General features: G+C 68.0%; 29 protein-coding genes. 12 read left to right on the top strand and 17 right to left on the bottom strand.

Going from position 1 to position 23,723, the window contains the following annotated elements; genetic code table 11:
* Positions 1-118: 118 nt before the first annotated feature.
* From AB0M14_RS18510 to AB0M14_RS18500, 3 genes are all read right to left on the bottom strand, one after another.
* Positions 119-778, bottom strand: coding sequence for a response regulator transcription factor (locus tag AB0M14_RS18510; RefSeq protein ID WP_364996325.1), 660 nt, complete (start codon positions 776-778; stop codon positions 119-121).
* A 63-nt stretch (positions 779-841) separates the two neighbouring features.
* A complete protein-coding gene (locus AB0M14_RS18505; RefSeq protein WP_364996323.1) occupies positions 842-2,026 on the bottom strand; it encodes a DUF5931 domain-containing protein in 1,185 nt (394 codons plus the stop codon).
* A complete protein-coding gene (locus AB0M14_RS18500; protein ID WP_364998935.1) occupies positions 2,004-3,203 on the bottom strand; it encodes an AI-2E family transporter in 1,200 nt (399 codons plus the stop codon). The genes AB0M14_RS18505 and AB0M14_RS18500 overlap by 23 nt, the downstream gene beginning before the upstream one ends.
* A 238-nt stretch (positions 3,204-3,441) precedes the next feature.
* On the opposite strand from AB0M14_RS18500, the gene AB0M14_RS18495 reads away from it, so the two are divergent.
* Genes AB0M14_RS18495 through AB0M14_RS18485 form a run of 3 tightly spaced genes read left to right on the top strand, consistent with a single transcriptional unit; the run spans position 3,442 to position 6,423 of the window.
* Positions 3,442-4,962, top strand: coding sequence for an adenylate/guanylate cyclase domain-containing protein (locus AB0M14_RS18495; protein WP_364998933.1), 1,521 nt, complete (start codon positions 3,442-3,444; stop codon positions 4,960-4,962).
* Positions 4,963-4,966: 4 nt separating this feature from the next.
* Positions 4,967-6,022 carry a YbhN family protein gene (locus AB0M14_RS18490; RefSeq protein ID WP_364996321.1) on the top strand — a complete coding sequence of 352 codons (1,056 nt, stop codon included), beginning with the start codon at positions 4,967-4,969 and terminating at the stop codon, positions 6,020-6,022.
* 32 nt (positions 6,023-6,054) lie between these two features.
* A complete protein-coding gene (locus AB0M14_RS18485; RefSeq protein WP_364996318.1) occupies positions 6,055-6,423 on the top strand; it encodes a DUF3054 domain-containing protein in 369 nt (122 codons plus the stop codon).
* Position 6,424: 1 nt separating this feature from the next.
* On the opposite strand, the gene AB0M14_RS18480 is transcribed toward AB0M14_RS18485, so the two are convergent.
* Positions 6,425-8,104 carry an NTF2-like N-terminal transpeptidase domain-containing protein gene (locus tag AB0M14_RS18480; protein WP_364996316.1) on the bottom strand — a complete coding sequence of 560 codons (1,680 nt, stop codon included), beginning with the start codon at positions 8,102-8,104 and terminating at the stop codon, positions 6,425-6,427.
* Positions 8,105-8,450: 346 nt separating this feature from the next.
* Here AB0M14_RS18480 and AB0M14_RS18475 point away from each other — a divergent pair, with 346 nt between their 5' ends.
* The gene (locus tag AB0M14_RS18475) at positions 8,451-9,062 is read left to right on the top strand and encodes a hypothetical protein (protein WP_364996313.1); all 612 of its coding nucleotides are present in this window, start codon (positions 8,451-8,453) and stop codon (positions 9,060-9,062) included.
* Positions 9,063-9,077: 15 nt separating this feature from the next.
* Positions 9,078-9,515, top strand: coding sequence for a type II 3-dehydroquinate dehydratase (gene aroQ / locus AB0M14_RS18470; protein WP_364996311.1), 438 nt, complete (start codon positions 9,078-9,080; stop codon positions 9,513-9,515).
* On the opposite strand, the gene AB0M14_RS18465 is transcribed toward aroQ, so the two are convergent.
* Positions 9,508-9,954 carry a nitroreductase family deazaflavin-dependent oxidoreductase gene (locus tag AB0M14_RS18465; RefSeq protein ID WP_364996308.1) on the bottom strand — a complete coding sequence of 149 codons (447 nt, stop codon included), beginning with the start codon at positions 9,952-9,954 and terminating at the stop codon, positions 9,508-9,510. The two genes, aroQ and AB0M14_RS18465, sit on opposite strands and share 8 nt — an antisense overlap.
* A gap of 166 nt (positions 9,955-10,120) precedes the next feature.
* Here AB0M14_RS18465 and AB0M14_RS18460 point away from each other — a divergent pair, with 166 nt between their 5' ends.
* From AB0M14_RS18460 to AB0M14_RS18450, 3 genes are read left to right on the top strand one after another with little or no spacing between them, the layout of a single operon-like run.
* The gene (locus tag AB0M14_RS18460) at positions 10,121-11,050 is read left to right on the top strand and encodes an ABC transporter ATP-binding protein (protein ID WP_364996305.1); all 930 of its coding nucleotides are present in this window, start codon (positions 10,121-10,123) and stop codon (positions 11,048-11,050) included.
* On the top strand, positions 11,047-11,898 hold the full coding sequence (locus AB0M14_RS18455) for an ABC transporter permease (RefSeq protein WP_364996302.1): 852 nt from the start codon (positions 11,047-11,049) through the stop codon (positions 11,896-11,898). The genes AB0M14_RS18460 and AB0M14_RS18455 overlap by 4 nt, the downstream gene beginning before the upstream one ends.
* Positions 11,888-12,130, top strand: coding sequence for a helix-turn-helix transcriptional regulator (locus AB0M14_RS18450; RefSeq protein ID WP_364996300.1), 243 nt, complete (start codon positions 11,888-11,890; stop codon positions 12,128-12,130). Before AB0M14_RS18455 ends, AB0M14_RS18450 begins: the two co-directional genes overlap by 11 nt.
* Here the strand turns inward: AB0M14_RS18450 and AB0M14_RS18445 are convergent.
* Positions 12,122-13,000: an NAD(P)-binding domain-containing protein gene (locus AB0M14_RS18445; RefSeq protein ID WP_364996297.1), complete on the bottom strand. Its 879-nt coding sequence runs from the start codon at positions 12,998-13,000 to the stop codon at positions 12,122-12,124. The genes AB0M14_RS18450 and AB0M14_RS18445 overlap by 9 nt on opposite strands.
* Positions 12,997-13,902 (bottom strand): NAD(P)-binding domain-containing protein, encoded by a 906-nt coding sequence (locus tag AB0M14_RS18440; protein WP_364996294.1) that lies wholly within the window; start codon positions 13,900-13,902, stop codon positions 12,997-12,999. The genes AB0M14_RS18445 and AB0M14_RS18440 overlap by 4 nt, the downstream gene beginning before the upstream one ends.
* Before the next feature lie 105 nt (positions 13,903-14,007).
* On the opposite strand from AB0M14_RS18440, the gene AB0M14_RS18435 reads away from it, so the two are divergent.
* Together AB0M14_RS18435 and AB0M14_RS18430 are read left to right on the top strand one after the other, a co-directional pair.
* On the top strand, positions 14,008-14,367 hold the full coding sequence (locus tag AB0M14_RS18435) for a helix-turn-helix domain-containing protein (protein WP_364996291.1): 360 nt from the start codon (positions 14,008-14,010) through the stop codon (positions 14,365-14,367).
* A gap of 68 nt (positions 14,368-14,435) precedes the next feature.
* Positions 14,436-14,813, top strand: a complete 378-nt coding sequence (locus AB0M14_RS18430; protein ID WP_364998932.1) for a VOC family protein — start codon at positions 14,436-14,438, stop codon at positions 14,811-14,813.
* Here AB0M14_RS18430 and AB0M14_RS18425 read toward each other — a convergent pair.
* Together AB0M14_RS18425 and AB0M14_RS18420 are read right to left on the bottom strand one after the other, a co-directional pair.
* Positions 14,810-15,937 carry a glycerate kinase gene (locus AB0M14_RS18425; RefSeq protein WP_364996288.1) on the bottom strand — a complete coding sequence of 376 codons (1,128 nt, stop codon included), beginning with the start codon at positions 15,935-15,937 and terminating at the stop codon, positions 14,810-14,812. The two genes, AB0M14_RS18430 and AB0M14_RS18425, sit on opposite strands and share 4 nt — an antisense overlap.
* Positions 15,938-16,018: 81 nt before the next feature.
* On the bottom strand, positions 16,019-17,614 hold the full coding sequence (locus AB0M14_RS18420; RefSeq protein ID WP_364996285.1) for an alpha/beta fold hydrolase: 1,596 nt from the start codon (positions 17,612-17,614) through the stop codon (positions 16,019-16,021).
* Positions 17,615-17,725: 111 nt separating this feature from the next.
* Here AB0M14_RS18420 and AB0M14_RS18415 point away from each other — a divergent pair, with 111 nt between their 5' ends.
* A complete protein-coding gene (locus AB0M14_RS18415; RefSeq protein WP_364996282.1) occupies positions 17,726-18,037 on the top strand; it encodes a GNAT family N-acetyltransferase in 312 nt (103 codons plus the stop codon).
* On the opposite strand, the gene AB0M14_RS18410 is transcribed toward AB0M14_RS18415, so the two are convergent.
* Complete coding sequence (locus AB0M14_RS18410; RefSeq protein ID WP_364996279.1) at positions 18,031-18,792, bottom strand: lysophospholipid acyltransferase family protein; 762 nt, start codon at positions 18,790-18,792, stop codon at positions 18,031-18,033. The two genes, AB0M14_RS18415 and AB0M14_RS18410, sit on opposite strands and share 7 nt — an antisense overlap.
* Positions 18,793-18,871: 79 nt before the next feature.
* On the opposite strand from AB0M14_RS18410, the gene AB0M14_RS18405 reads away from it, so the two are divergent.
* The gene (locus AB0M14_RS18405; protein ID WP_364996276.1) at positions 18,872-19,513 is read left to right on the top strand and encodes a YqgE/AlgH family protein; all 642 of its coding nucleotides are present in this window, start codon (positions 18,872-18,874) and stop codon (positions 19,511-19,513) included.
* 9 nt (positions 19,514-19,522) lie between these two features.
* Here AB0M14_RS18405 and AB0M14_RS18400 read toward each other — a convergent pair whose 3' ends face one another.
* From AB0M14_RS18400 to AB0M14_RS18370, 7 genes are all read right to left on the bottom strand, one after another.
* Positions 19,523-20,329: an ABC transporter permease gene (locus AB0M14_RS18400; RefSeq protein ID WP_364996273.1), complete on the bottom strand. Its 807-nt coding sequence runs from the start codon at positions 20,327-20,329 to the stop codon at positions 19,523-19,525.
* On the bottom strand, positions 20,329-21,294 hold the full coding sequence (locus tag AB0M14_RS18395; protein ID WP_364996271.1) for an ATP-binding cassette domain-containing protein: 966 nt from the start codon (positions 21,292-21,294) through the stop codon (positions 20,329-20,331). Before AB0M14_RS18395 ends, AB0M14_RS18400 begins: the two co-directional genes overlap by 1 nt.
* 113 nt (positions 21,295-21,407) lie before the next feature.
* Positions 21,408-21,929, bottom strand: a complete 522-nt coding sequence (locus AB0M14_RS18390; RefSeq protein ID WP_364996268.1) for an EXLDI protein — start codon at positions 21,927-21,929, stop codon at positions 21,408-21,410.
* Between the two features lie 46 nt (positions 21,930-21,975).
* Positions 21,976-22,266 carry a hypothetical protein gene (locus AB0M14_RS18385; RefSeq protein ID WP_364996266.1) on the bottom strand — a complete coding sequence of 97 codons (291 nt, stop codon included), beginning with the start codon at positions 22,264-22,266 and terminating at the stop codon, positions 21,976-21,978.
* A gap of 24 nt (positions 22,267-22,290) precedes the next feature.
* Positions 22,291-22,584, bottom strand: coding sequence for a hypothetical protein (locus AB0M14_RS18380; protein WP_364996263.1), 294 nt, complete (start codon positions 22,582-22,584; stop codon positions 22,291-22,293).
* 117 nt (positions 22,585-22,701) lie between these two features.
* Positions 22,702-23,226 (bottom strand): hypothetical protein, encoded by a 525-nt coding sequence (locus AB0M14_RS18375; protein WP_364996260.1) that lies wholly within the window; start codon positions 23,224-23,226, stop codon positions 22,702-22,704.
* A 90-nt stretch (positions 23,227-23,316) separates the two neighbouring features.
* Complete coding sequence (locus AB0M14_RS18370; protein WP_364996257.1) at positions 23,317-23,718, bottom strand: SdpI family protein; 402 nt, start codon at positions 23,716-23,718, stop codon at positions 23,317-23,319.
* Positions 23,719-23,723 lie beyond the last annotated feature (5 nt).

Genomic DNA, 23,723 nt, shown 5'->3' with positions numbered 1-23,723 from the left:
GTGCCGTCCGCACCATTGACTGTTTCCGGGCCACCCATGACATCGAGGGTAGCGAGCGCGCGGCCCGGCGACATCCGGGAAAACCCGGATCCTTCGCTCCGCTCAGGATGACCAGGGCCTACTCGAGCCCCTGCTCGATGGCGTACCTGGTGAGCTCGACGCGGTTGGCCAGCTGCAGCTTGCGCAGCGTGGCCTGAACGTGGTTCTCCACCGTCCGATGACTCAACCCGAGCCGGGAGGCGATCTGCTTGGCGGACAAGCCTTTCGCCACCATCCGGAGCACCTCGGTCTCGCGTTCGGTGAGCGCGGGCCGATGCGGCTCGTCGGGGGCGGCGGGCGCGGTCGCCATGCGCCGGTATTCGCCGAGCACCAGCCCCGCGAGCCCAGGCGTGAACACCGGCTGCCCGGCGGCGGTGGCGCGCACCGCGTCGATCAGCTCGGTGGACGACGCGCTCTTCACCAGATATCCCGAGGCCCCCGCCTTGATCGCGTCGAGCACATCGTCCCGCTCCGCCGACGCCGACAGCACCAGCACCCGGCTGTTCGGCGACACCCGCAGCACCTCGGCGGTGGCCTGCGCCCCGTTCCCGTCGGTGAGCTGCATATCCATCAGTACGACGGCGGGCTGCACCGCGGCGGCCCGCCGCGTCGCGGCCCCGACCCCGTCCGCCGTGGCCGCCACCTCGAATCCGGCCTCGGCCAGATCGCGCGAAACGCCGTCTCGCCACATGGGGTGGTCGTCCACCACCATCACCGTGATCGCCGTGCTGCCGCTCATCGCTGTCTCCTGTTCCCCTCCGCCGCAGGTCACCGGGCGGGTCCCGCCTTCATCGTGCCAGAGTCACCCGGCATTTCGGGGGATCCGGAATTCCCATTCGGCGCCGTCGTCGGCGGTCAGCAGTTCGGCGGTCCCGTCGAGGGTCGCGATCCGCCCGACCATGGAGCGGGAGATGCCCATCCGCCCCTCGGCCTCCGCCTCGGCCAGCCGCCCGGGCGCGATGCCCACCCCGTCGTCGCGCACGCTGACGATCAGCTCGTCGCCGGTATCCTCCAGCAGCACATAGGCTTTCGCACCCGGCCCGGCGTGCAGCTCCACGTTGGACAGCGCGTTGGCCACCACCGCCGCGATCTCGCCGGCCGCCCACCGGCCCACCATGACCGGCTCACCCGGCGTGGACACGAACACCGTCGGCGTGACGTGCACGGTCAGCAGCGAGCGCAGGTCCACCTCGGCCCCGCCGGTGTCACCGCGCGCCCCCTGCTCGGAGATCAGCACGCGCAGCGCCACCTCCTGCTCCCCGGCCCGCTCCGCCAATTCCTCGGTGGGACCGCCGATCTGGGCGCCGCGCCGTTTGATGTAGCTGAGCACCTGCAGCACGCCGTCGTGTACTTCGCGGGCCAGCCGCTCCCGTTCCTCGGCGGCCGCGGTCAACCGCACCGCCCGCTGCAACTGCTCTTGCGCGCGCCGCGCGGTATTGGCCGCCAACCCCAGCGCCAGCCCGACCGACACCAGCACCGGCAGCGTCGCGTCGGTCCACACGTCCTGCCCCCATTGCTCGCGCACGGTGATGATCACGAGGGAAATCAGGATGCCGGAGGCGATGCCGAGCACCGGCCCGCGCAGCAGGGCCGCCGAGATCACCGCGTTCGCCGCCCACAGCGTGGTCGGCAGCGTCTGATGCCCGTGGTACCAGTCGTAGTCGGCGACCAGCCGGGTGGCGGCGATCAGCAGGATCACCACGATGTGGTCGCCGAGCACCACCCACAGCCGGACCCGCGCCACCGTGGCCACCCACCAGTGCGACAGCAGGAACGCCGAGGCCCCCGACCACACCGCCATCAGGGCGATGAACACCCAGCTCAACCGCTGATTGTCGTAGTACTGCACGGAGGCGACCTGCTGCCCGATCGCGTACAGCAGCGTCACCAGCCGGAACGCCTGCACGGCCCGCCACAGCGGCGCGGTCGCCGCCTCGGCCGGGTTCAGTTCGGCGGCAGTCTGTTCAGCGGTCGCGTTCCACGTCATCGCTGCCCCCGGTGCGCAATGGACTGTCGGCCCGTTCTTCCTCTTTGAGGAGTGTCGCGGTCACGTCGAATCGGTCCGGGTCGGGCCGGTCCGGCGCGGCGGAGTACAGCCGCCCGGAGTCCGGCCGTAATTCCTGGAACGCCTCCTCCGGACTGTCGGCCAGCAACGACCGGATCGCGGTATTCATCACCGCCACGAACGGCACGGCCAGCAGACCACCCGCGATGCCCCCGAGCACCACGCCCGCGGTGATCGCCAGCACCACCGCCAGCGGATGGATGCTCACCGCGCGTCCGAGCAGAAGTGGTTGCAGCACATGGCCTTCCAGCTGCATCACCGCGATGATGATGCCGAGCACGATGAGCGCGGTCACGATGCCCTTGGTCATCAGGGCGATGAACACCGCGACGAACCCGGCCAGGAACGCGCCGATGATCGGCACGAACGCGCTGATGAACACCAGCGAGGCCAGCGGCAGCGCCAGCGGCACGCCGAGGATCGCCAGGCCGGCGCCGATACCGATGGCGTCGACCGCGGCCACCACCACCGTGGCGCGCACGAACCCGACCAGGGTGCCGAAACCGAGCTGCCCCGCCACCCGGACCCGTTCCCGGTGTGTGCGCGGCACGATCCGGGTGACGAAATGCCAGATCTGATCGCCGCCGTACAGGAAGAAGATCAGGATGAACAACGTCAGGAAGGTGCCGGTCAGGATGTGCCCGATCACCGTCGCGGTGGTCAGCGCGCCGCTGGTGAGACTGTCCTGATTCGACTGGATCGTCTTGACGATGGTGTCGCCCGCGTTGCGGATCTGCTCGTTGCTCAGGTGCGGCGGCCCGTTGGTCAGCCAGTCTTGCACCTTCTGGATGCTGTGGGTGAATTCGTCGGTCAGCTTCGGCAGGCCCGCGACGAACTGCTCGACCACGAAGGTCATGATCCCCGCGACCACACCGATCGACCCGATCAGCGCGACGAACACACCGACCCCGCGCGGCACGCCGAGCCGTTGCAGCCAATCCACCAACGGCGCCAGCAAACCCGCCGCCAACAAGGCGATAGCCAGCGGAATCACCACGGTCGAGAGCCGTTGGATGATCATCGCGAGGACTCCGACCGCCGCGGTGATCACCAGCAACCGCCAGGCCCACTCCGCCGACTGCCGGACCAGCGGATGCACCGCGTCCGCGGCGGTCGCGCGCGGCGCCGAGGCTGAAGTCTGCTTCTGGTCCGTCACTGCACCGAGCCTAATGGGGCCTCGCGCCTCGAGCGGGTGTCCGCATGATCGAAACGATAGATTGGTGTGCGTGTCGGCGCCCCTGCGCCGCGAGCTCAGCGCCGGGAGGAGGTAGCGCAGCGTGACTATGGACGGCGTCGCGAACGGCGCGAGTCCCGCACTGCAAGCGGTCAAGCAGACCATGCGCACCCGCTGGCCGCTCTACCTGGCCTCGATGCTGGCGGCCAACGCCTTCGGCGCGGTGCTGGTGTGGGCCTTCATCCAGTACGGTCTGCCGGTCCCCGAAGGCGAACCGACCGGCGCCCGGCGCACCGGCCTGCTCGTGCCCGCCCTGGTGTTCTGCACCGGCGGGCTGCTCAGCCTGCTCGCCTCCGCGCTGATGCTGCGCCCGGTGATGCGCTGGCAGGTGCGCGGCGGACCGCCGAGCCGGCAGGAGCAGATGGCCGCGCTGCACGCGCCGCTTCGGCAGGCGATCGTGCACCTGGCGCTGTGGATTCTCTGCGGCGCGGTGCTGGCCTGGCTGATCGTTTCCCGGACGCCCGAGCTGGCCGGCGCGGTGATCGTCACCGAATGCATGGCCGCCACCATCGTGTTCGGCTTCACCTACATGCTCGGCGAGCGCATCCTGCGCCCGGTCGCGGCGCAGGCGCTGACCGAAGGCACCTTCGATCACACGCTCACCCCGGGCGTCGGCACCCGGATGGCGATGACCTGGGGCATGGGCACGTTCGCGCCGACCATCGCGATCGTGCTGCTGTGCGTCACCCAGATCACCTCGGACGTGAAGTTCTCGGCGCAGTCGCTGGCCATCTCGATCCTGCTGCTCTCGGGCGTGGTGATCATGCAGGCGCTGGCGCTGTCCATGCTGACCGGTTCCAGCATCACCGACCCGGTGCGCCAGCTGTCCCAAGCCATCAACAGGGTGCAGGAGGGCGCGCGCGACGTCCAGGTCGAGGTCTTCGACGGTTCCGAGATCGGCCTGCTGCAGGTCGGTTTCAACCGGATGATGGAGGAGGCCGCCAAGCGCCGCCAGTTGCAGGAGCTCTTCGGCCAGCACGTCGGCGAGGAGGTCGCGCAGCGCGCGCTGGATTACGGCACCGAACTGGGCGGTGAGACCCGGTTCGTGGCGGTGCTTTTCGTCGACATGGTCGGCTCCACCGCGACCGCCGCCGAGCGCCCGCCGACCGAGGTGGTCAGCCTGCTCAACGAGTTCTTCCGAATCGTCGTGGACGTGATCGACCGGCACCACGGTTTCGTCAACAAATTCGTCGGCGACGCCGCGCTGGCCATTTTCGGCGCGCCGCTGGATCGTCCCGACGCGCCGACCGCCGCCCTGGCGGCCGCCCGGGAACTGCGTGAGGCGCTACGCGAGGTGCCCGGTCTCGATATCGGTATCGGCGTCTCCGCGGGCCTCGCGGTCGCCGGAAATATCGGCGCGGCGAATCGTTTCGAATACACCGTGATCGGCGATCCGGTCAATGAGGCTTCCCGGCTGACCGAACTCGCCAAAGATCAGCCGGGCCGGGTACTGACTTCGGGCAGCGCGCTGTATTTCGCCGATGAAAGTGAGCAGGACTATTGGGTCTCCGGCAACGAAGTACAGCTGCGCGGCCGGCGCCGGAAAACACGTCTCGCCTGGCCGAAAGAGTCCGACCTGCCGAACGCCGATGCAGACAGCGAAAAGGCCGGTTCGTTAGGCTGACTTCGTGAATCTGCCCGACCCACCCCCCAGACGCAGCAGATTCCGCTGGCTGAAATGGCTGCTCGGATTCGTGCTGGTCGCCGTGCTGGTCGCCGAAGGCATCTATCTATGGCCGCGATTACACGAATCCTGGCAAAGTCTCAGCGAAATCCATTGGGGCTGGTTCGCCCTCTGTATCGCATTACAAGCAGTTTCCATGAGCGGATTCGGCCGGCTGCAGAAACAATTACTTCGCGCCGGTGGTGTGCAGGTCTCGCAGCGCCGCTCGGTCGCCGTCGTCTACGGCGCCACCGCCATGTCGGTGACATTGCCCGCCGGCCAGGTCTTTTCCACCGCCTTCACTTATCGGCAGACGCGGCGCTGGGGCGCCAGCCCGATCGTGGCCTCCTGGCAATTGGTGATCTCCGGGGTCGTCGCCACCGCCGGCTTGGCGCTGCTCGGGGTGGGCGGCGCGCTGCTGGTCGGCAACTCGATCGGCCCTTTCAAACTCATCCTCTCGCTGGCGGGCGTGGTCGCGCTGATCTGGGCCGGCAACTACGTCGCGAAACATCCCGGCGGACTGGAAGCCGTGCTGCGCCGGCTGCTCGGCTTCGCGAACCGGGTGCGCAAGCGCCCGGCCGAGCAGGGCATGGACAAGGTCAGCGACGTGCTCGGCCAGCTGGAATCGGTGGACCTGCGCAAACGCGACGGCGCCCTGGTCGGGGTGTGGGCGCTGATGCACCGGCTCGCCGACGTGGCCTGCCTCGGCGCGGCCTGTTACGCGGTCGGCGCCGACCCGCGCTGGGCCGGCCTGCTGCTCGCGTTCACCGCCGGAAAAGCGGTGGGCTCCATCCCCTTCGCCCCGGGCGGCATCGTCTACGTGGACGCGACCCTCATCTACAGCCTCACCGTCGCCGCGGGCCTGCCCGCCGTGCAGGCGGTCGCCGCCGCCTTCGTCTACCGTCTGGTCAGCTTCATCCTGGTCGCGATCATCGGCTGGATCGTGTTCGCGTTCCTGTTCCGCACCCCGCAGGCCGAGGACGCCGAGTTCGAGAAGGAATTCGAACAACGCCGGTTCTGAGCGCCGGCACCGGCCGCACTACCCTGGCGCGGGTGAAGAAGCTGGTGCCATTGGTGGTTGATCTACTGCTGGTGATCCTGTTCTGCGTGATCGGCCGGCGCAGCCATGACGAGGCGGTCCTGACCGGCCTGCTGAAGACGTTGTGGCCGTTCGCGATCGGGCTGGCGATCGGGTGGGCGGTGGCCTACACGACGGCGGCCCGGATCCTGGACGGCGCCCGGTTCGACGGCACCGCGCTGTGGCCCACCGGAATACTGGTGTGGCTGGGCACGCTCGGCGGCGGCATGCTGCTGCGAGTGGTCAGCGGGCAGGGCACGGCACTCAGTTTCGTCCTCGTGGCCGCCACCGTGCTGGCGCTGTTCCTGCTCGGCTGGCGCGCGGCCGTCCGGGCCTTGAACTAGCTCAGGCGTCGGGCGAGGCCAGCGCCTGCAGCATGCGCGCGGCCATCTTCGCCGTCATGTCGCCGCTGTCCACGTTGTTGATGTGGACGGCGAAGGCCAGGTCGCCCATGGTCGCGATGAGCCAGCCGTCCGAGCCCGCCCGCACCGCGTAGCCGCCGAGGTCGTGATAGCCCCGCAGGCTCGCCATCTCGGGCGCTCCGGCGCCGTCGCGCAGCATGGTGCGCAGCCGGTCGGCGATGGGGCCGTGCAGCGGTTCGAGTTTCGCGTCGGTGACGCTGGGCTTGCCGGCCTCGATCATCGGCGCCGGCACCTCGCCGCGCGCGATCGCGGCGGCGGCGATCGCCATGCCGAAGGGGCTGGCCAGCACCGCGTCCGAACCGCCGCCCTGCTTGACCTGTTCGGCGCTGCGGCCCGCGATGGCCAGCCGGCCGGTGACCTCGTCCAGTCCGGGCACCTGGTAGTCGATGCCGACGCCCAACCGGCTCGCCGCCTCGGCGGCTTCGGGCACCGTGATGTCCTGCGGCGCCTTGTTCTTGCTCACCGCGGCGATGGCGCGGAACAGTTCGATATTGCCGCCTGCCGGATACAACCCGGTGAAAGCGACCGGCCCGTGCGCACTGGCCTGACTGTTCTGCGCGACCGCGACGACCGCGCCGCTGGAGGGCTGGATCGCCACGATCGAAGCGGGCGCGCCCACGCTGACCACCGCGTCCTCGGCGGCGCGCTGCAACCGCTGGTCCATGGTCGAGGCGATGTCCGGACCGGGCGGCCCCTGCACGCCGGCCACCTGCGTGACGAACTTGCCGTCCGGCTCGAAGATCTGCACGCCCCAGCCGGAGTGCTGTTCCTGGCTGTCCTGCTGCACCTTGCGCAGCGCGTCCAGCATGGGCGACCAGACCCGGCGGTCGGAGGAGATGAGCCGCTGCTGCTTCTCCATCACCACGCCGGGGATCGGCGCCATGCGCGGTTCCAGGATCGCGAAGTCGGGTTCGCGCAGGTTCACCGCGACGATGGGCTTGCCCTGCGAGCCCGAGAGCTGCTGCAGCAGAGTATCGCCGGTGATCAGCGGCGCGACCGGTTCGATGGCTTTGGCCAGTGCGTTCGCGGACGCGGGCGGGTCGGTCATCTTGGCCGGATCGAGCTTGATGACGTTGATCGGCTGCTCGTGCATGAGCGGCGCGCCGACCAGATCGAGGACCTTGGGCGCGGGCGCCGGATTGGTGCGCACCAGTTTCACGGTGCGGTTGTTCTGCAGCTGCGGCATGACCAGGCTGGGTTCCCAGGAGATCCGCCAGCCGATGGCGAGCTTGCGCACAGTGCCCTGCAGGCTGTACTTCCAGTCCTTCTTCTCGCCGAAGTTCCAGTTGGCGTCCAGGCTGAAAATGCCCTCGCTGGCGCCCAGGTTGATGAACTGGGACTTCTCGAAGTCGGCCTTGCCCGGCTGTAAGCCCTCGAACATTTGCTTCAGCGTTGCCGTGGCGGCCGTCGGGTAGGAGGTGAGTTGCGCTGCCTTGGTGTAATTCTGGTCGTCGAGCAGGTCGGTGAAGCGGTCGACGACGGCCTCGGGTTCGTTCGGCGTCTTCTCCTCAGCGCACGAGACCGTGCCCAGTAGAACAGCCGCCACCCCCGCGAGTGCCACTGCGCCCCGGACGCGAAAGCGGCGGGATCCCCACACATCCATGTCGCCCACTCTTCACTCTTGTCACTCCAGTAACAAGATCACCGTACCTGACAGGAAAGTTGCCTGCGCCGCCCTGCTGACTGCCGGACGTTACCCACGCTCAGCATCCAATTGTGCCCGATATCTCGGTTCGGATGGGCCGATCATGAACGGTGTCCAGTCACAAGGCGATAACTGGCGCCGCCACGGTACCGGCCGGGCGACTGCCCTTATATGTACCCCCCTCGAAACCTGTTCACCGGAAGCAGAACCCGATGCCTCGATTGCGACGTAATGTTGTAATCAGTGAAACACTCCAGCGCTGAAGGCCTTCCGACAGCGCCCAGTCAGAAGAAGGTGACTCCCCATGCGGCACGAACACCGGGGACGTGGTTTCGGTAGGCCCGGCGGTTGGCAGCAGGCCGATCTCCCCGACCCGGCAGACGTCCCGGACTGGTTCGCCGGTCGTTTGCCCAGTGACTGGTTCACCGGTCCGCCCGTCATCGAGATCGACCGGGACGAAATCGTGGTGATCGGCGAGCTGCCGATGCCGAAGGCGGAAAAGGCCAACCTCGCCAAGGACTCGGACGTAGACGCGGACGCGCCCACCGACGAGGTGCCACAGGCCACCAAAGAAGGGGCCATCTCCCGGTTCCGGGAATCGACCCGGCCGGCGCGAATGCAGATCGCCGGCGAGGCGCAGCACCGTTATGGGCGCAATGTGGCGTGGGGCGTTTCCGTCGACGGCGAGCGATTCACCTTCACCAATATGTCGGTGCCGGTGATGACGCGGCTACGTCAGCCCGAACGCAAGGTGCTGGACACGCTCGTCGACTCCGGGGTGGCCCGGTCCCGCTCCGACGCGCTGGCCTGGACGGTGAAACTCGCGGGCAAGCACGCCGGGGAATGGCTCGAGGAACTGCGCTCGGCCATGAGCAAGGTCGACGACCTGCGCGCGGAGGGTCCGCAGGGCCTCTGAACTAGGGTGAGGCCTATGCCTTCCGACGGTCCGATCCTGGTGCTCAACGGCCCGAACCTGAATATGCTCGGCACCCGCCAGCCCGAGGTGTACGGCGCGGCCACACTGGATGACGTGGTCGCCCTGTGCGAGCGGACGGCAGCGCGTTTCGGGCGGGAGATCGTCGCGTTCCAGTCGAATTCCGAAGGCGCGTTGATCGATCGCATCCATCGGGCCCGGGGGTCGGAGTCCGCGATCGTGATCAATCCGGGCGGGCTCACCCACACCTCGGTCGCGTTGCGCGACGCGCTGGTGATTCCCGAGGTGCCGATCGTGGAGGTGCACATCAGCAATGTGCACGCGCGCGAGGAGTTCCGGCACCACTCCTTCGTCTCGCCGATCGCGACCGCGGTCATCGCGGGCATGGGCATCCAGGGCTACGCGGCCGCCATCGAATTCCTCGCGCTCAGCTGATCCGGAAGACCGGGAATCCCGGTGCGATGGCGGCCAGTTCGGCGTCGGTCGAGTCCTTGGTGATGCCCTCGAAGAAGCGGCCGACCTCCCAGCCCCACTTCTTCAGGTACATGCGCAGCAGCGGGACCTTGTCGGCGTCGGGGACCTCGGTCGCGGTGAACGCCTCGGCCTTGCGACCCAGGCGCAGCTCGCCGTCGCCGGCGACGCGCAGGTTCTTCACCCACTGGGTGTGCCCACGGGGCGCGACCAGGTAGCGCGCGCCGTCGGTGTCCACCATCAGGTTGACCATGGTGGTCCGCCATTCCCCGCTCTTGCGGCCGCGCACCGCCAGCTCCCGCGAATTCATGATGCTGATGCCGAGTTTCGGCAGCAGGTTGAAGACTCGGTTCATCATCGGCTCGAGGCCGGTGGGGGCGATGTAGCGGGTGCTGGCGTTCATGTCGTCTCCTATTTGTGAGCGATGCTCTCTGTTGTGAATAGTGTTCCACGGCGAAGACGGAGAAGTCAAGAGCAGTGCTCTCGCTTTCTTGGGACCGAGCATTGTGGTGGCCGAATGTAGTAGTTATGCTACGAATGATCATCAACCCACAACGGGGAGGGAACGTATGACAGTGGGTGAGGACGTGGTGCTCGAGGTCGAGGGGCTGCGTATGCGGTACGGCAGCACCGATGTCCTGCACGACGTGAGCTTTCAGGCGCGCCGCGGGGAGGTGGTGATCCTGCTCGGCCCGAACGGGGCAGGCAAGACCACCACGATCGAGATCCTGGAGGGGTTCCGGATGCGCTCGGCGGGGCGGGTTTCCGTGCTCGGCGTCGACCCCGCGCACGGGGACGAGAGGTGGCGGGCGCGCGTCGGCGTCGTCCTGCAATCCTGGCGCGACCACGGCAAATGGCGGGTGCGCGAACTGCTCGACAACCTCGGCTCGTTCTATCTGCCCTACAGCACCGACCAGGTCCGCAGGCCCTGGGACACCGACGAACTGCTGCGCTTGGTCGGGCTCACCGAACAGGCCGGAGCCAAGATCAAGACGCTCTCCGGCGGCCAGCGCCGCCGGCTCGACGTGGCTATCGGCATCGTCGGCCGCCCCGAGGTGCTGTTCCTCGACGAGCCCACCGCCGGTTTCGATCCCGAGGCGCGCCGCGAATTCCACGACCTGATCCACCGGCTCGCCGACGATCAGCAGACCACCGTGCTGCTCACCACGCACGACCTGGACGAGGCCGAGAAGCTGGCCGACAAGATCCTGATCCTCGCGGGCGGGCGCATCATCGCCGACGGCACCGCCGACGAGCTGTCCCGCCGCATCGCGGGCGCAGCCGAGATCCGCTGGACCCGCGACGGTCAGCGGTTCGTGCACACCACCGCGCAGTCGACCGAGTATGTCTACGAGTTGTTCAAGCAGCACGGCGCGGAGATCGGCGAGTTGGAGGTCCGGCGCGCGTCGCTCGAGGACACCTATATGACACTGGTGCGGCGGTCCGAAGCCGGCGAATTCGAGACCGAGGTACACACCCTGGAGGAGGTCAACCGATGAACGCCACCCTGGTCGCGGTCCGCGCGGGCGGCCGGCGCGCCGCGATCGAAACCCGCGGCCTGTTCACCAATCTCGAAGACCTGATCGGTCTGGTCTTCTTTCCGGCCCTCACCCTGATCGCGCTGTACTTCATGCGCAACGGGTCGTTCGAGGCCACGGGGCTCACGCTCGGCGCGCTGGCGCTGCCGAGCGTGGCGGGCTCGCTCATCGCCTTCAACGGGTTCTACGGGATCGGCAACTACCTGCTGCTGGACCGCGAGGACGGAACCCTGCTGCGCGCCAAGGCGATCCCGAACGGCATGGTCGGCTATCTGATCGGCAAGCTCGCCGCCACCGCGGCCATGGTGCTCGCGCAGGTGGCCGGATTGCTCGGCATCGGGCTGGTGATCATCGGCGGCATCTCGCTGGACAGCCTGGGCCGCTGGCTCACGCTGCTCTGGGTGATCGTCCTCGGCCTGCTCGCGGTGCTCCCGGCCGGGGCGATCATCGGCTCCTTCTTCGACAGCGCGACCGGGATGTTCTTCCTGTCCATGCCGATGATGGGGCTGGTCGCGATCTCCGGCATCTTCTACCCGATCACCGCGCTGCCCGGCTGGTTGCAGGGCTTCGCGCAGATTTTCCCGTTCTACTGGCTCGGCCTGGGCATGCGCTCGGCCCTGCTGCCCGCCGACGCCGCCGCGATCGAGCTCGGCCAGTCCTGGCGGCACCTGGAAACCGCCGCCGTCCTGGGCGTCTGGGCGGCGCTCGGACTCTTGATCGCCCCGATTGTGTTGCGCCGCATGGCCCGCCGCGAATCCGGGTCCGTAGTGGCCGAGCGCCGGCAGAAAGCGATGCAGCGTGCCTTCTGAGGTCATCTACAACCGGATCGCGATGTTGCGCGCCGAGCGCGGGATCTCCCGGCGCGAGCTGGCCGATGCGCTCGGCGTGCACTATCAGACGATCGGCTATCTCGAGCGCGGCGAGTACAGCCCGAGCCTGCATCTCGCCTTGCGCATCGCGTCCTACTTCGAAGTGACGGTGGAGGTCATCTTCTCCACCGATCCCTTCCCCCGCCTCGGCTCGGCCACCGAGTCAGCCTGAGGCGCGCGGGTTCCGGATCAGGGCGTAGGTCGGGACCGGGCACCCGGCCGCCTCGCTGGCTTCGATCGCCTTGTGCCAGAAGGTTTTCGCCGTCTCGGTGAGCGAGGTGTCGATGCCCGCGGCCGCGCCGGTCGCGATGGCGTGCTCGGCCCCGGCCGCCATCATGCGCAGGGCCGCGAGGTCGCCCCAGCCACCCGCCTGGGCCGCTGCGGCCATCCCTGCGTAGAAATCGTCCGCTCCGTTCAGCGCCCGCTGGGCGTAGGGCAGGAAGCGGGCGATGTCCTCGCCGGAGCCGTCGATGGTGGCCAGGGCCTGTTCGAAGCCGAGCAGCCAGGGCAGGAAGACGGTCAGCACCGCTTGGTAGTAGAGCTGGGCGAGACCGTCGTCGGTGCCCAGGTACTCCTGGGAACCGAGGGGGCGCAACATATCCCGATGCCGGTCGAAGACCTCCCGCGGACCACTGTAGAAGAGGTACGAGGAGGGCAGCGTCAGGCCGTCGGGCTGTGCCATGACGCCGCCGCCGAGGAACTCGCCGCCGTGCCCCCGGACCCAGGCCGCGCCCGCACGGGTGGCGGCCGGGGAATCCGAGGACAGATTGACGATCACCTTGCCCGCCAGGTGCGCGGCGGCCGGGCCGAGCACGTCGTACATGGCCGCGTAGTGGGTCAGGCTGAGTACGGTGACCTCGGCGGCGGCCAGCGCCTCGGCGACCGTCCGGGCCCGGCGCGCACCGAATTCGACCATGGCGTCGGCCTTTTCGGCGGTGCGGTTCCAGACGGTCACCTCGACACCGGCGGCGAGCAGTTCCTTGACCATGGCCTGGCCCATCGGGCCCAGGCCGATCAAGGTGACGGCGCGCGGCGGTGTCATGCCGTGCGACCGCCGAGCAGCTTGTAGATCGGCACCGGCTGGCCGGTCTGCTCCGTGGCCTCGGCCGCCTTGCGCCACAGCGTCTGCGCGGCCTTCGAGAGGACCGGGTCGACGCCGGACTCGGTGCTGGCGTCGATGATGTGCTGCGCGCCGGCATCCATCATCTTGAAGGAGGCCAGGTCGCCCCAGCCGCCGGTCTTCACCGTTTCCACCGCGAGCTCCATGAAGTGCGGGTAGGCCGCGCTGGAGCGCTGGGCGAACGGCAGGAACTGCTCGATGGAGTGGCCGGCGTTGGCGATCGTCGCCAGCGCCTGGTCGAAGGCGATCAGCCAGGGGTGGAAGGTGATCAGCAGGGCCTGGTAGAAGATCTGGGCCAGGCCGTCGTCGAGGCCGAGGTACTCCTGCGGACTCAGCGGTCGCAGCAGCGCGGCGTGCGCGTCGAAGACGTCCTTCGGGCCGCTGTAGAAGATGTAGGACGCCGGGTGGTCGATCACGTCACCGGCGGACATCACACCGCCGGAGATGAATTCGGCGCCGTGCGACCGGACCCAGGCCGCGCCCTCTCGCGCCTTCTCCGGGGAATCCGAGGAAAGGTTGGCGATCACCTTGCCGGGCAGGTGGTCCAGCGCCTGGCCGAGCACGTCGTACATGGCGGCGTAGTGAGTGAGGCTGACGACGGTCACCTCGTTGGCGTCCAGCGCCTCGGCGACGGTCGCCGCCCGCTTGGCGCCCAATTCGACCATGGCGTCGACCTTGTCGGTGCTGCGATTCCACACCGTCACCTCGACGCCTGCCTTCAGGAAGGCCCGGACCATGGCCTGGCCCATCGGGCCGAGCCCGATGACGGAAACGGAGTGTGCGGTGGTCTGCTCGGACATTGTGTGTCCCTTCGTCTTGTTCACTGGTTTGCTTGAACCGATGGTTATCCGCGCAGGTAAAGTCGACAAGACCGCACGTCGAGGTGGGGCTACTAACCTCGGGGTAGGCAATCAGGTCAGGAGGACGCGATGGCGACGAACGGTGACATGGATCACGACGACGTATGCGGGATGACGGTCGCGATCGACGTCGTCGGCGGCAAATGGAAGCTGCACATGATGTGGGTCCTCGGCGCGGGCCCACAGCGCTTCGGCCAGATCCGCCGCCTCCTCGACGGCGTCAGCGAGAAGGTCCTCGCCGAAAACCTCCGCCAGCTCGAAGCCAGCGGCGTCATCCACCGCGAGGTCTTCCCCGAAGTCCCGCCCCGCGTGGAATATTCGCTCACCGAGCTCGGCGAGACCCTGCGCGTAGCACTGCTCCCCCTCGAAGCCTGGGGCGACAAGAACCGCCGCGAACTACTCGGCAACGCGCTCGCTTCGGCGAGCTGATATCCGCAGCGTCGGTTCCGAATTCATACCCAGGTGTCCACAGGGCCGGAATGTGGTATCACCGGTTGATGGGATGTCGTATGAGCGAGCTTGTTCTCGACTGCGTCGATGCTGAAGAGCTGGCGCGGTTTTGGTGCGAGGTACTCGGGTTCACGGTGCTTGATCGGGATGACGAGGGTGGCATCGAGATCGGGCCGGCGAGTGGGTTCGGCGGGTTGCAGCCGACGATCATTCTCAGCCCGGGGTCGGAGCCGAGACGGGAGAAGTCGCGGCTGCACTGGGATGTGAGCCCGACCGACCGCGATCAGGAAGCGGAGCTGGAGCGGCTGTTGAAGCTGGGGGCTCGGCAGGTGGATGTCGGCCAGGGCGCGGATGCGTCCTGGTACGTGCTGGCTGATCCCGAGGGCAACGAGTTCTGTTTGCTGCGGGCGCAGATCCCGGTTTAGGCCGGGAGGTGCTCGGTCGCGATCCGCTCGCCGACCTGCTGGAGCAGCGGGGCCGCGTGGGCCATCGACCGGGCCGGGTCTGATTCCAAGTCGGCCAGGGCGTAGCAAGCGGTGAAGCCGGCGGCGTGGATCTCCTCGATGGCGAGGGTGGTGCGCCCGACCGCGGCGACGACCGGGACGCCGGCGGCCTGCGCCACCGAGCAGACACCGATCGGGGCTTTGCCGTGCAAGCTCTGGGAGTCGAGTGAGCCTTCGCCGGTGACGACGAGGGTGGCCGCGCCGACCAGGTCGCGGAAACCGAGCAGGTCGAGGATCACCTCGATGCCGCTCTGCACGCGCGCGCCGAGGACCGCCAGCGCGCCGAACCCGGTGCCGCCGGCCGCGCCCGCGCCGGGAAGCTCGGCGAAGTCGGGGCCGACCAGGCGCGACCAATTCTCCAGGGCCGCTTCCAGAATCGGCAGGTCATCCGCCGTGGCTCCCTTCTGCGGCCCATAAACGGCCGTAGCGCCGGTGGGGCCGAGCAGCGGGTTGTCGACATCGCAGGCGAGCGTGAAACTGGCTGTGGCGATATGGGAATCGAGGCCGGAACGATCCAATTCCGTCGCGTACGCCAGCGCCGCGCCACCGAGCGCCAATTCGCGTCCGTCGCCGTCCAGGATGCGGGCGCCGAGCGCTTGCAGCATCCCGGCCCCGCCGTCGGTGGAGGCGCTGCCGCCGAGTCCGATGATGATCTCGGTGGCCCCGCGGGCGAGGGCGTGCGCGATGACGACGCCCAGGCCGTAGGTGCTCGCGCCGAGGGGGTCGGGTTTATCCCCAGGCAGTTTCACCAGGCCGACGACGGCGGCCAGTTCGACCACCGCGATCGCGTCGCGCATGGCGTAGGCCGTGGGTTCGGGATCACCGGTCGGCCCGGGCGCGGTCAGCTCGACCCGCTCCCACCCGGCCGCCACGAACGCGTCCACCGTGCCGTCGCCACCGTCCGCGACCGGCAGCTGCGTGATCTCGGCGTCCGGCCGGACCTGTGCGAGGCCGGTAGCGAGGGCCGCCGCCGCCGCGCGGGCGGTCAGCGAGCCCTTGAACTTGTCCGGGGCCACCACAACTCGAGGGGAGGTCTCACGTGCCATAACCACATTCTGTAGGCCGATCCCTGGATTCCGACCACCCCCGAGACCAGAAACAGCCACTTCTTTCGCGGCGGCGCGGGCTCAGGGTTTGGGCAGCGGGGCCTGGTCGGCGGCGGTGATGGCGACCTGACCGGTACGCAGGTAGGTCATGACCGCGTCGTCGAGGACTGTGTTGCCGCGCCCGAAGGTGCCGTGATCGCCGCCCTCGACGGTGATCAGCGCACCGTTCAACGCGCGCGCCAGGCCGGGGCCGCCCTCGTATTTGGTCAGGGCGTCGTGGCGGCTCTGCAACAGCAGCGGCCTGGTGCGCAGCTCCGCACCGGTCAGCGCCACCGGTTTCACGACCGGCTCCCAGGCGCCGCAGGCCGCGCCGGAGCGGACCATGTCGGCGCGCGCGTCCATGGCGTTGCCGCCGGTGGCGATGGTGCCGACGGCGGCGGCGAGCAGCTCGGGCTTGCCGGGGACCGCGTTCTCGTTGCAGGTGATCGCGGCGAAGACGAAGCGACCGGTGGGGTCGGTGGCGGTGACGCCTTCCAGCGCCAGCAGCCGGGCGATATTGCCGGGGTCGGCGCTGGCCTCGGACATCGCGCGCGCGAACGTCGGCCAGAAGGTCCGGGTGTAGGTCGCGACGGCGGTGGCGCCGACCATCGGGGTCTGTGCCGACGCACCGCCGGAAAGCAGCGTGCGGACCAGGTTTTGGATCTTGCCGCCCTGCTCCAGCGTCAGATTGACGCCGTCGCGGGCGATTTCGGCGATCGGCGCGGGCAGCTCACCGGGCAGGTCGGACACGCTGGCGGGCGGCGGGGTGAGATTGGCGTACCAGCCGCCGCCCTGCGCGGAGACCAGGCGCACCCAGTTCTCGTAGACCTGGAAAGGCGTGTCGCCCAGGTGATATTCGCTGTTGTGCTCGGCGATCCAGGTGAACAGGTCGTCGAGGCGCTGCTTGCCCGCGACCTGCTGCTGCGCGAATTCCTCGGTCCACACCCAGTCCGGATTCACGTTGGAGTCCAGGATCATTCGATCCACACGCTGCGGAAACAGCGAGGCGTAGACCGCACCGAGATAGGTGCCGTAGGAGACGCCGAGGAAATTGAGTCTCTCCAGGCCCAGTGCCGCGCGCACGGATTCCATATCGCGCGCGGTGTTCTCGGTGGTGATGGTATCGAGATAGCCGGGCTGCGCGGCATCGCAGGCTTTCTTGACCTCGTCGCGGGTGCCGCCGCTCAGCGAAACCTGCTCGCCCTCGGCGATATCGCCCGCGGTCTGGCAGGTCAACGGTGTCGCCCAGCGCAATCCGCGCGGCTGCACCGCGATCCGGTCGTAGTCGGTGGCCAGAGCGGCGGGCAGCGTGCTGACGCGCTTGGCCCAGAAGTCCAGGGTGTCCGCGCCGGGGCCGCCGGGGTTGGCGAACAGGACGCCGCGGCGGGCGCCGGTGGCCGCGATGCGGCTCACGGTCACCTCGATGCGCGGGCTGTCGGGCTTGGCGTAATCCATCGGGACGCTGATCACGGCGCACTGCACGCCGCGGTCGGCGGTCACCGAACCCGCTGGGCAGGCGCCGAATTCGAGTCCGGGTGCGGCTTGCGCGGGGCCGGCGGCGATCGATCCGCCGAGCAGACCGGCAGCGGCGATCAGGCCTGCTGCGCGCGGGAGCACCCGCGCCGCTGAATTTCGCATCATCTCGTACCTCCGCCCGGGCGGCCGCCGCTGCTAGATCATTTCACACTTCGGCACCAATCCGCGTTGCGAGCATCGCGATCGGGCCGCCTAAGAGTAGCGTCGAGCTCTATGTCGACAGAGGTGCGCAACAACACCCAACTGGAACGCTTCGAGATCTCCGTCGACGGCATCCTCGCCGGCTGGGCCGAATACCAGGACACCGCTTCCGAGCGCGCGTTCGTGCACACCGAAATCGCGCCGCAATTCGAGGGCCACGGCTACGCGAAGTCACTGGTCGAGGCCGCCTTGCGCACCAGTCGCGCAGAGGGTTTCGGCATTCTGCCGATGTGCGGGATGGTGCGTCATTATGTGGAAAGACATCCCGAGTACGTCGCATCCGTGCCCGCGTGGGCCCGGCCCAGAATGGGTCTACCTCAGTAGTTCGCGACCGCGCCGTCGAGCGCCTGTTGCAGATCGGTGCGAACCAGCCGCGCGATTTCCGCGGGTTTGGCGGGCAGCTCGAAGATCGGGTTGCCGAAATAGAAGCTGGCGGACTTCGCCTCCTCCTTGGTCGGCTCTACCGCCGGGTCCACGCGCGGCCCGTAGCTGAGCCCGAGACTGAGCAAGACCGGCTGCGCACCGAGTTTGTGCGCACGGAACGCGATATGCCCGACGCCGCTGCCGACCGCTTGCACCTGTGCCGGGTCGACCTCGTTGCAGGTGCCCTCGGGGAAAATCGCCAGATGCTCGCCGCGTGCCAGCCGTTGCGCGCAGATATCCATCATCTGCTGCCCGGCGGCGTTGACCGCGCGCAATCCGTGATCCTTACCGCGGAATACCGGAATTCCGCCCATCATGTCGACTTTGCGGCGCTGCTCGGCTTCGAGGAACAGTTCGTCCTTGGCAAGCACGCGCACCCTGCCGATGATCGGGCGCAACGCGCTGCGCCAGGCCGCAGCCGCGACGGTGTACGGATCGTTCTGTGAGAGATGGTTGATCGCGATGAGCAGGGGCCGGCCCGAGCGCACCAGCGCCCGCACCTGATCCCGGGCGTGCGGCGCATAGCTGATGCGCGGGTGGTAGCGCCGGCCGAGTAGCGCATAGGACGCTTTGGCTTTCAGCCGATTCTGCTGATGGTGCAGATAGAAGTCATAAACAGCGTCGCTATTTTCGAGAATGACCTCGGGCGGTTCCATGGGGCGACTCTACTGGTCGACCGAAACGCCGGGGCTCCAGACCAGTGCGGATCGGGGTGACAGCTGCGAGAATGTGCGAGTGGCACGCGGCGATGATCCGGACGAACGGAGAACGCACGGCGGCGGCGACCGCCGTCGGCGCGATTTCCGGCACAGCGAGCAGTTGGTACGGGCGGGCACCTTGCTGGTGTCCGCGACAGACCTGGTCGAGCCCACTTTCCGGCGCACCGTCGTGTACATCATCGAACACAACGACGGCGGCAGTCTGGGCGTGGTGCTGAATCGGCCGAGCGAGACGGCAGTGCGTGATGTGCTGCCGCACTGGGCCGCCGCGACCGCCGCGCCACACAGTCTGTTCATCGGCGGGCCGGTGAAACGCGATGCCGCGCTATGTCTCGGCACGCTCAGAGTCGGCGCCTCCATCGCGGGCGTGCCGGGCCTACGCCGGGTCGACGGGCGGGTGGTGCTCGTCGATCTCGATTCCGATCCGCGCCTGGTCGCGCCGCTGCTGGAAGGCGTACGGATCTTCGCGGGCTACGCGGGCTGGACCTTCGGGCAGTTGGAGGGCGAGTTGCAGAACAACGATTGGATCGTGCTGTCCGCCTTGCCCTCCGACCCGATCTGCACCGGCCGCCCCGATCTGTGGGCACACGTGCTGCGTCGCCAGCCGCTGCCCTTGGCGCTGCTGGCGACGCATCCGATCGAGTTGGAACGTAATTGACGAGGTAGTTCAGCGTCCTTGCTTGCGGAACAGCGACTTCGACCAGAGGTAGCCGCCGCCGGCGATCACGGCGCACCAGGCGAGCGAGATCCAGCCGCTGTTCCCGATTTCGGTACCCATCAACAGGCCGCGCACCGTCTCGGTGAACGGGGTGAAGGGCTGGTACTCCGCGAATTGCCGCAGACCCATCGGCATGGTGTCGGTGGGCACCAGGCCGCTGCCGAGGAACGGCATCATGATGATCGGGAACGGCATATTGCTGGCGCTTTCCGGGTTCGGCGCGATCAGTCCGAACGCGACCGAGAGCCAGGTGAACGCGAAGGTGATCGCACCGAGCAGGCCGATGGCCGCGAGCCACTCGACCGGGCTGCCGTCGGGCCGCCAGCCGGCCAGCAGACCCGCGCCGACCATCGCGGACAGACCGAGCAGGGACTGGATCAGCGTGCCGAGGACATGGCCGGTCAGAATGGCCGACTGCGAGATCGCCATACTGCGGAACCGGTTCACGATGCCCTTGGTGACATCGTTGGATACCGAAACCGCCACGGCCGCGGTCAGATACGCGGGCAGCAGCAGCAACATGCCGGGCGTCAGATAGTTGATGTACTTGGTGCCCGCGCTCGCACCCGCCTCCAGCGCACCGCCGAAGACGAAGTTGAAGACGAACAGCAGCACCACCGGCATTACCACGACGCCGATGGTCAGGGACGGGTAACGCTTGGCGTGCAAGAGATTTCGCCGCAGCATGGTCATCGAGTCGGCGAACGCGGTGGACATCGAGATGGCCTTGGGCGGTGCGATGGCAGCGGTAGTCATTACACGGTCTCTTTCTCGTCAGCGGTGGCATGCCCGGTGAGGGTGAGGAATACGTCGTCCAGCGTCGGGGTCTGCACGGACAGCCCCGCCACGTCGATCTGCTCGTAGTCGAGCCGATCCAGCACCGTGCGCAGCGAGTGCACGCCGCCGTCGCTCGGCACGGCGAGATGCAGGTCGTCGCCGTTGAGCACGTGCGCGTTGCCGAGTGCGGCCGCGGCGCGATCGAGGGCGGCGCGGTCGGCGAATTCCAGGCGGATGTGCCCGCCGGGAACGCGGCGCTTCAGTTCCGCCGCGGTGCCTTCCGCGACGATGCGCCCGTGGTCGAGCACCGCGATGCGGTCGGCGAGCTCGTCGGCTTCCTCCAGATACTGGGTGGTGAGGAAGACGGTGACGCTGTAGTCGTCGACCAGGTCGCGGATGATCTCCCACATGCCGCGGCGGCTGCGCGGATCCAGGCCGGTGGTCGGCTCGTCGAGGAAGATGATGCGCGGGTCGCCGACCAGGGTCATGGCCAGATCCAAGCGCCGGGTCATGCCGCCGGAGAAGGTGGCGGCCTGCTTGTCGGCGGCCTCGACCAGGTCGAAACGTTCCAGGAGTTCGGCGGCGATGCGCTTGCTGTCCTTGCGGGGCAGATGGTGCAGATCGCCCATGAGCAGCAGGTTCTCGCGAGCGGTGAGCAGTTCGTCGACCGCCGCGAACTGACCGGTGACGCCGATGGTGGCGCGGACCGCGTTGGCTTCGGCGACCACGTCGTGACCGCCGACCCGGATATCGCCGCCGTCGGCGCCGATCAGGGTGGTGAGGATCTGCACGGTGGTGGTCTTGCCGGCGCCGTTCGGGCCGAGCAGCGAGTAGATGGTGCCTTCGGGGACGACGACGTCGATCCCGTCGAGTACCACCTTGTCGCCGTAGGACTTTCGCAGGTCCTGCGCGGAAATCGCGGGGAAGCGATGACCGTTCGTCATGGGAGTTCCTTTCCGACATTATTCATTAGTGCATGCGAATACGCGCATGCATCAGCCGCACCGCTCCCGTCATGCGGTGCGGCGTTGTGTTTTTTCGGTGCGGCCGGAGCCGCTTAGATGTCGAGCTCCTCGATCGCCGGGCGCTCTGCGATATCGGCCACCCGGGCGTAGAGCTTCTCCGGGAGATGGTCCTTCAGCTCCGCGAGCGAATCGACCACCACCAGGATGAAGTCACCCCAGTCCGGATCGCCGACGCCGAGCATGCGCCGCCAGTTCGTCAGATCCTTGATCCAGTTGCCGGATTGCCCGGTCGGATATTCGGTCCAGTCGGCCAGCACCGCGTGCATCACGTATTTGCCTTTGCGGCTGCGATACACCCGGTAACGTGCCATGCGCGTGTCGTTGTCGTCCGTCAGTTCGCCGATCAGCGCACCGGAGAACCGGACCTGCCGGACACCTTCGTGGCCGACCTTGAGCACTACCTCCTCGTAGCCCTCCTGCCGACCCTCCTCCAGCTCGATGAACCGGCGCAGCGCCGTGGTCACGGCGCCCGAGAGATTGCCGCCGACCAGTTCCTGCGCCCGCGCGAAGAGGGGCAGGTCGTCGTCGGAAACGTAGATCGTCTTGTTGGGCATTACCCAACTATACGTAGATGTATACGTACACGCAAGCCTTGAGTTCTCAGCCCCCGCCGCAGCCGCCGCCCCCACCACAGCCGCCGTCACCATCACCGAAGAAGTCGGCGAAGAAGCCCCCGTGCGCCGCGGCCGAGCGCGACCGCTTACGCCGCCTCCGCCTGCGGTTGCGCAGGAAACGAAAGACCGCCAACGGGATGCCACCGGCCAGGCCCAGAAGGATCACCCCTGCCAGCGGGCTGCCGTTAACGAAGGTGTAGATCGCTACGACGCCGAAGAAGACCACAGTGATCGCGGCAAAGGCGACGAGCACTCCAGTGAAAATGCGTGCCAGCATGATTTCCCCCCGGAAAGTTGATTGTCAGCCGCCGCCGCAGCCGCCACCGCCGCCGCAGCTACTTCCGCCACCACCACAGCTACTTCCGCCACCGCCGCAGCTGCTTCCGCCACCGCCGGAATCGGAGTAGAAGAATCCGCCGCCGCTGGCAGCACCCCAGGAACCCGAGCCGCCGCGACCGCGGCTACCGCCACGCGCGGCCGCGGAGAACAACACGATGGCGACGCACATGCAGACGAAACCGCCGATCGGATGCCCGCCGATGAAGGCGAAGAACGAGGCGAAGCCGAAGAGGACTCCGAAGATCGAGAACACCATATTTTCCTCCCCCGGGAGTAAGGGCCTCCCCCACGAAGGCCGTTGTCGCCAGGCTACGGGAGGGTTCGGCACTCCCGCACCATCTTTTGGTCACTGATGCCAAAAGTTCATCTGCGCCTAATCACAGCTCGAACTGGAGCTGCCGCCACCGCAGCTGGAGCTCGAACTCGAACTGCTGCTGTAGTCACTGGAGCTGCTGCCGCTGCTCCCGCCGCCGCTGTAACCCGAACTGCCGCTGCCTCCGCCGCCGTCATATCCGAAGCCACCGCTGCTCCCGCCGTCGTAGCCGAAGCTGCCGCCATACCCGCCGGCACCGCCGTGGTAGTAGCCCCCGTCGTAGTAACCGCCCGCGCTCCACGGGGCCGAATATCCGTCGTAGCCATGGTGATAGCCACCGGAATATCCGCGTCGAGGCTGGTAGCGGCCTCGCCGTCCGGTCCCGCCGACGGCCCGTGCGCCCCGCCCCGCCAGCACCAGCAAACCCAGCCAGAACAGGCCGAATACCGCATAGATCAGGGCGGTGTCGAGCTCCCAGGTCACAAGACACAGGAAGGCGACCAAAAATGAGATGAAGGTAATGAACGCCGCGACCGCTGCCACGACTCCGATCGCGATCTTGGTCAGACCTTGGACAACACGCATGATGCCACCTCCTCCTATCGCGCCTCCGGACCGGAGGCTTCGAGGTGAAGGTATGCGGGCGGACCTACTCGTCCGCTAAAGGAAAACTTGTCAGTTCGACGGGGCGCAGGTGTCGCGCAGTGAGCACGAACCGCAGGAGGAACCGCAGCCGGACTGCACCGGGACCAGGCTCGCGATGGCCTTGTCGGCGGCGATCGCGCCGCCGCCGAGGGTGAACAGGGCGACGGCCGCGCAGATCAGCGCCACGATCGAGCCGACGACGACGCCGGCCTGGGAGGCGATCAGGCCACCGGCGAACAGCAGCGCGCCGGCGCCGACCGAGGTGGGCGCGGCGACGCGGTTCGCGACGCGGAAGGTCTCCTCGGTGCTGAGGGCGGACTCGGTGTGCACGCCGACGAAGCGGTTGCGGGGCAGCCGGCCGGTCAGTCCGAGCACGCCGGTTGCGATGGCGACGAGGGCCAGCACGAACAGGGCGAGAGCTACGACGAACACCCGGC

It is taken from the genome of Nocardia sp. NPDC051832, assembly GCF_040681285.1.
Lineage (GTDB): Bacteria > Actinomycetota > Actinomycetes > Mycobacteriales > Mycobacteriaceae > Nocardia.
Note: the sequence above shows the minus strand (reverse complement) of the source record. Positions and strands in the feature narration are given on the sequence as shown.

Coding starts and splice junctions, on each gene's coding strand:
- AB0M14_RS18465 (WP_364996308.1), bottom strand. CDS start 9,954: ATGAACGCCAGCACCCGCTACATCGCCCCCACCGGCCTCGAGCCGATG.
- AB0M14_RS18495 (WP_364998933.1), top strand. CDS start 3,442: ATGCGCACCCGCTGGCCGCTCTACCTGGCCTCGATGCTGGCGGCCAAC.
- AB0M14_RS18390 (WP_364996268.1), bottom strand. CDS start 21,929: ATGCCCAACAAGACGATCTACGTTTCCGACGACGACCTGCCCCTCTTC.
- AB0M14_RS18445 (WP_364996297.1), bottom strand. CDS start 13,000: ATGACACCGCCGCGCGCCGTCACCTTGATCGGCCTGGGCCCGATGGGC.
- AB0M14_RS18385 (WP_364996266.1), bottom strand. CDS start 22,266: ATGCTGGCACGCATTTTCACTGGAGTGCTCGTCGCCTTTGCCGCGATC.
- AB0M14_RS18420 (WP_364996285.1), bottom strand. CDS start 17,614: ATGCGAAATTCAGCGGCGCGGGTGCTCCCGCGCGCAGCAGGCCTGATC.
- AB0M14_RS18375 (WP_364996260.1), bottom strand. CDS start 23,226: ATGCGTGTTGTCCAAGGTCTGACCAAGATCGCGATCGGAGTCGTGGCA.
- AB0M14_RS18475 (WP_364996313.1), top strand. CDS start 8,451: ATGCGGCACGAACACCGGGGACGTGGTTTCGGTAGGCCCGGCGGTTGG.
- AB0M14_RS18415 (WP_364996282.1), top strand. CDS start 17,726: ATGTCGACAGAGGTGCGCAACAACACCCAACTGGAACGCTTCGAGATC.
- AB0M14_RS18510 (WP_364996325.1), bottom strand. CDS start 778: ATGAGCGGCAGCACGGCGATCACGGTGATGGTGGTGGACGACCACCCC.
- AB0M14_RS18455 (WP_364996302.1), top strand. CDS start 11,047: ATGAACGCCACCCTGGTCGCGGTCCGCGCGGGCGGCCGGCGCGCCGCG.
- AB0M14_RS18410 (WP_364996279.1), bottom strand. CDS start 18,792: ATGGAACCGCCCGAGGTCATTCTCGAAAATAGCGACGCTGTTTATGAC.
- aroQ (WP_364996311.1), top strand. CDS start 9,078: ATGCCTTCCGACGGTCCGATCCTGGTGCTCAACGGCCCGAACCTGAAT.
- AB0M14_RS18505 (WP_364996323.1), bottom strand. CDS start 2,026: ATGACGTGGAACGCGACCGCTGAACAGACTGCCGCCGAACTGAACCCG.
- AB0M14_RS18380 (WP_364996263.1), bottom strand. CDS start 22,584: ATGGTGTTCTCGATCTTCGGAGTCCTCTTCGGCTTCGCCTCGTTCTTC.
- AB0M14_RS18460 (WP_364996305.1), top strand. CDS start 10,121: ATGACAGTGGGTGAGGACGTGGTGCTCGAGGTCGAGGGGCTGCGTATG.
- AB0M14_RS18425 (WP_364996288.1), bottom strand. CDS start 15,937: ATGGCACGTGAGACCTCCCCTCGAGTTGTGGTGGCCCCGGACAAGTTC.
- AB0M14_RS18435 (WP_364996291.1), top strand. CDS start 14,008: ATGGCGACGAACGGTGACATGGATCACGACGACGTATGCGGGATGACG.
- AB0M14_RS18400 (WP_364996273.1), bottom strand. CDS start 20,329: ATGACTACCGCTGCCATCGCACCGCCCAAGGCCATCTCGATGTCCACC.
- AB0M14_RS18430 (WP_364998932.1), top strand. CDS start 14,436: ATGGGATGTCGTATGAGCGAGCTTGTTCTCGACTGCGTCGATGCTGAA.
- AB0M14_RS18480 (WP_364996316.1), bottom strand. CDS start 8,104: ATGGATGTGTGGGGATCCCGCCGCTTTCGCGTCCGGGGCGCAGTGGCA.
- AB0M14_RS18395 (WP_364996271.1), bottom strand. CDS start 21,294: ATGACGAACGGTCATCGCTTCCCCGCGATTTCCGCGCAGGACCTGCGA.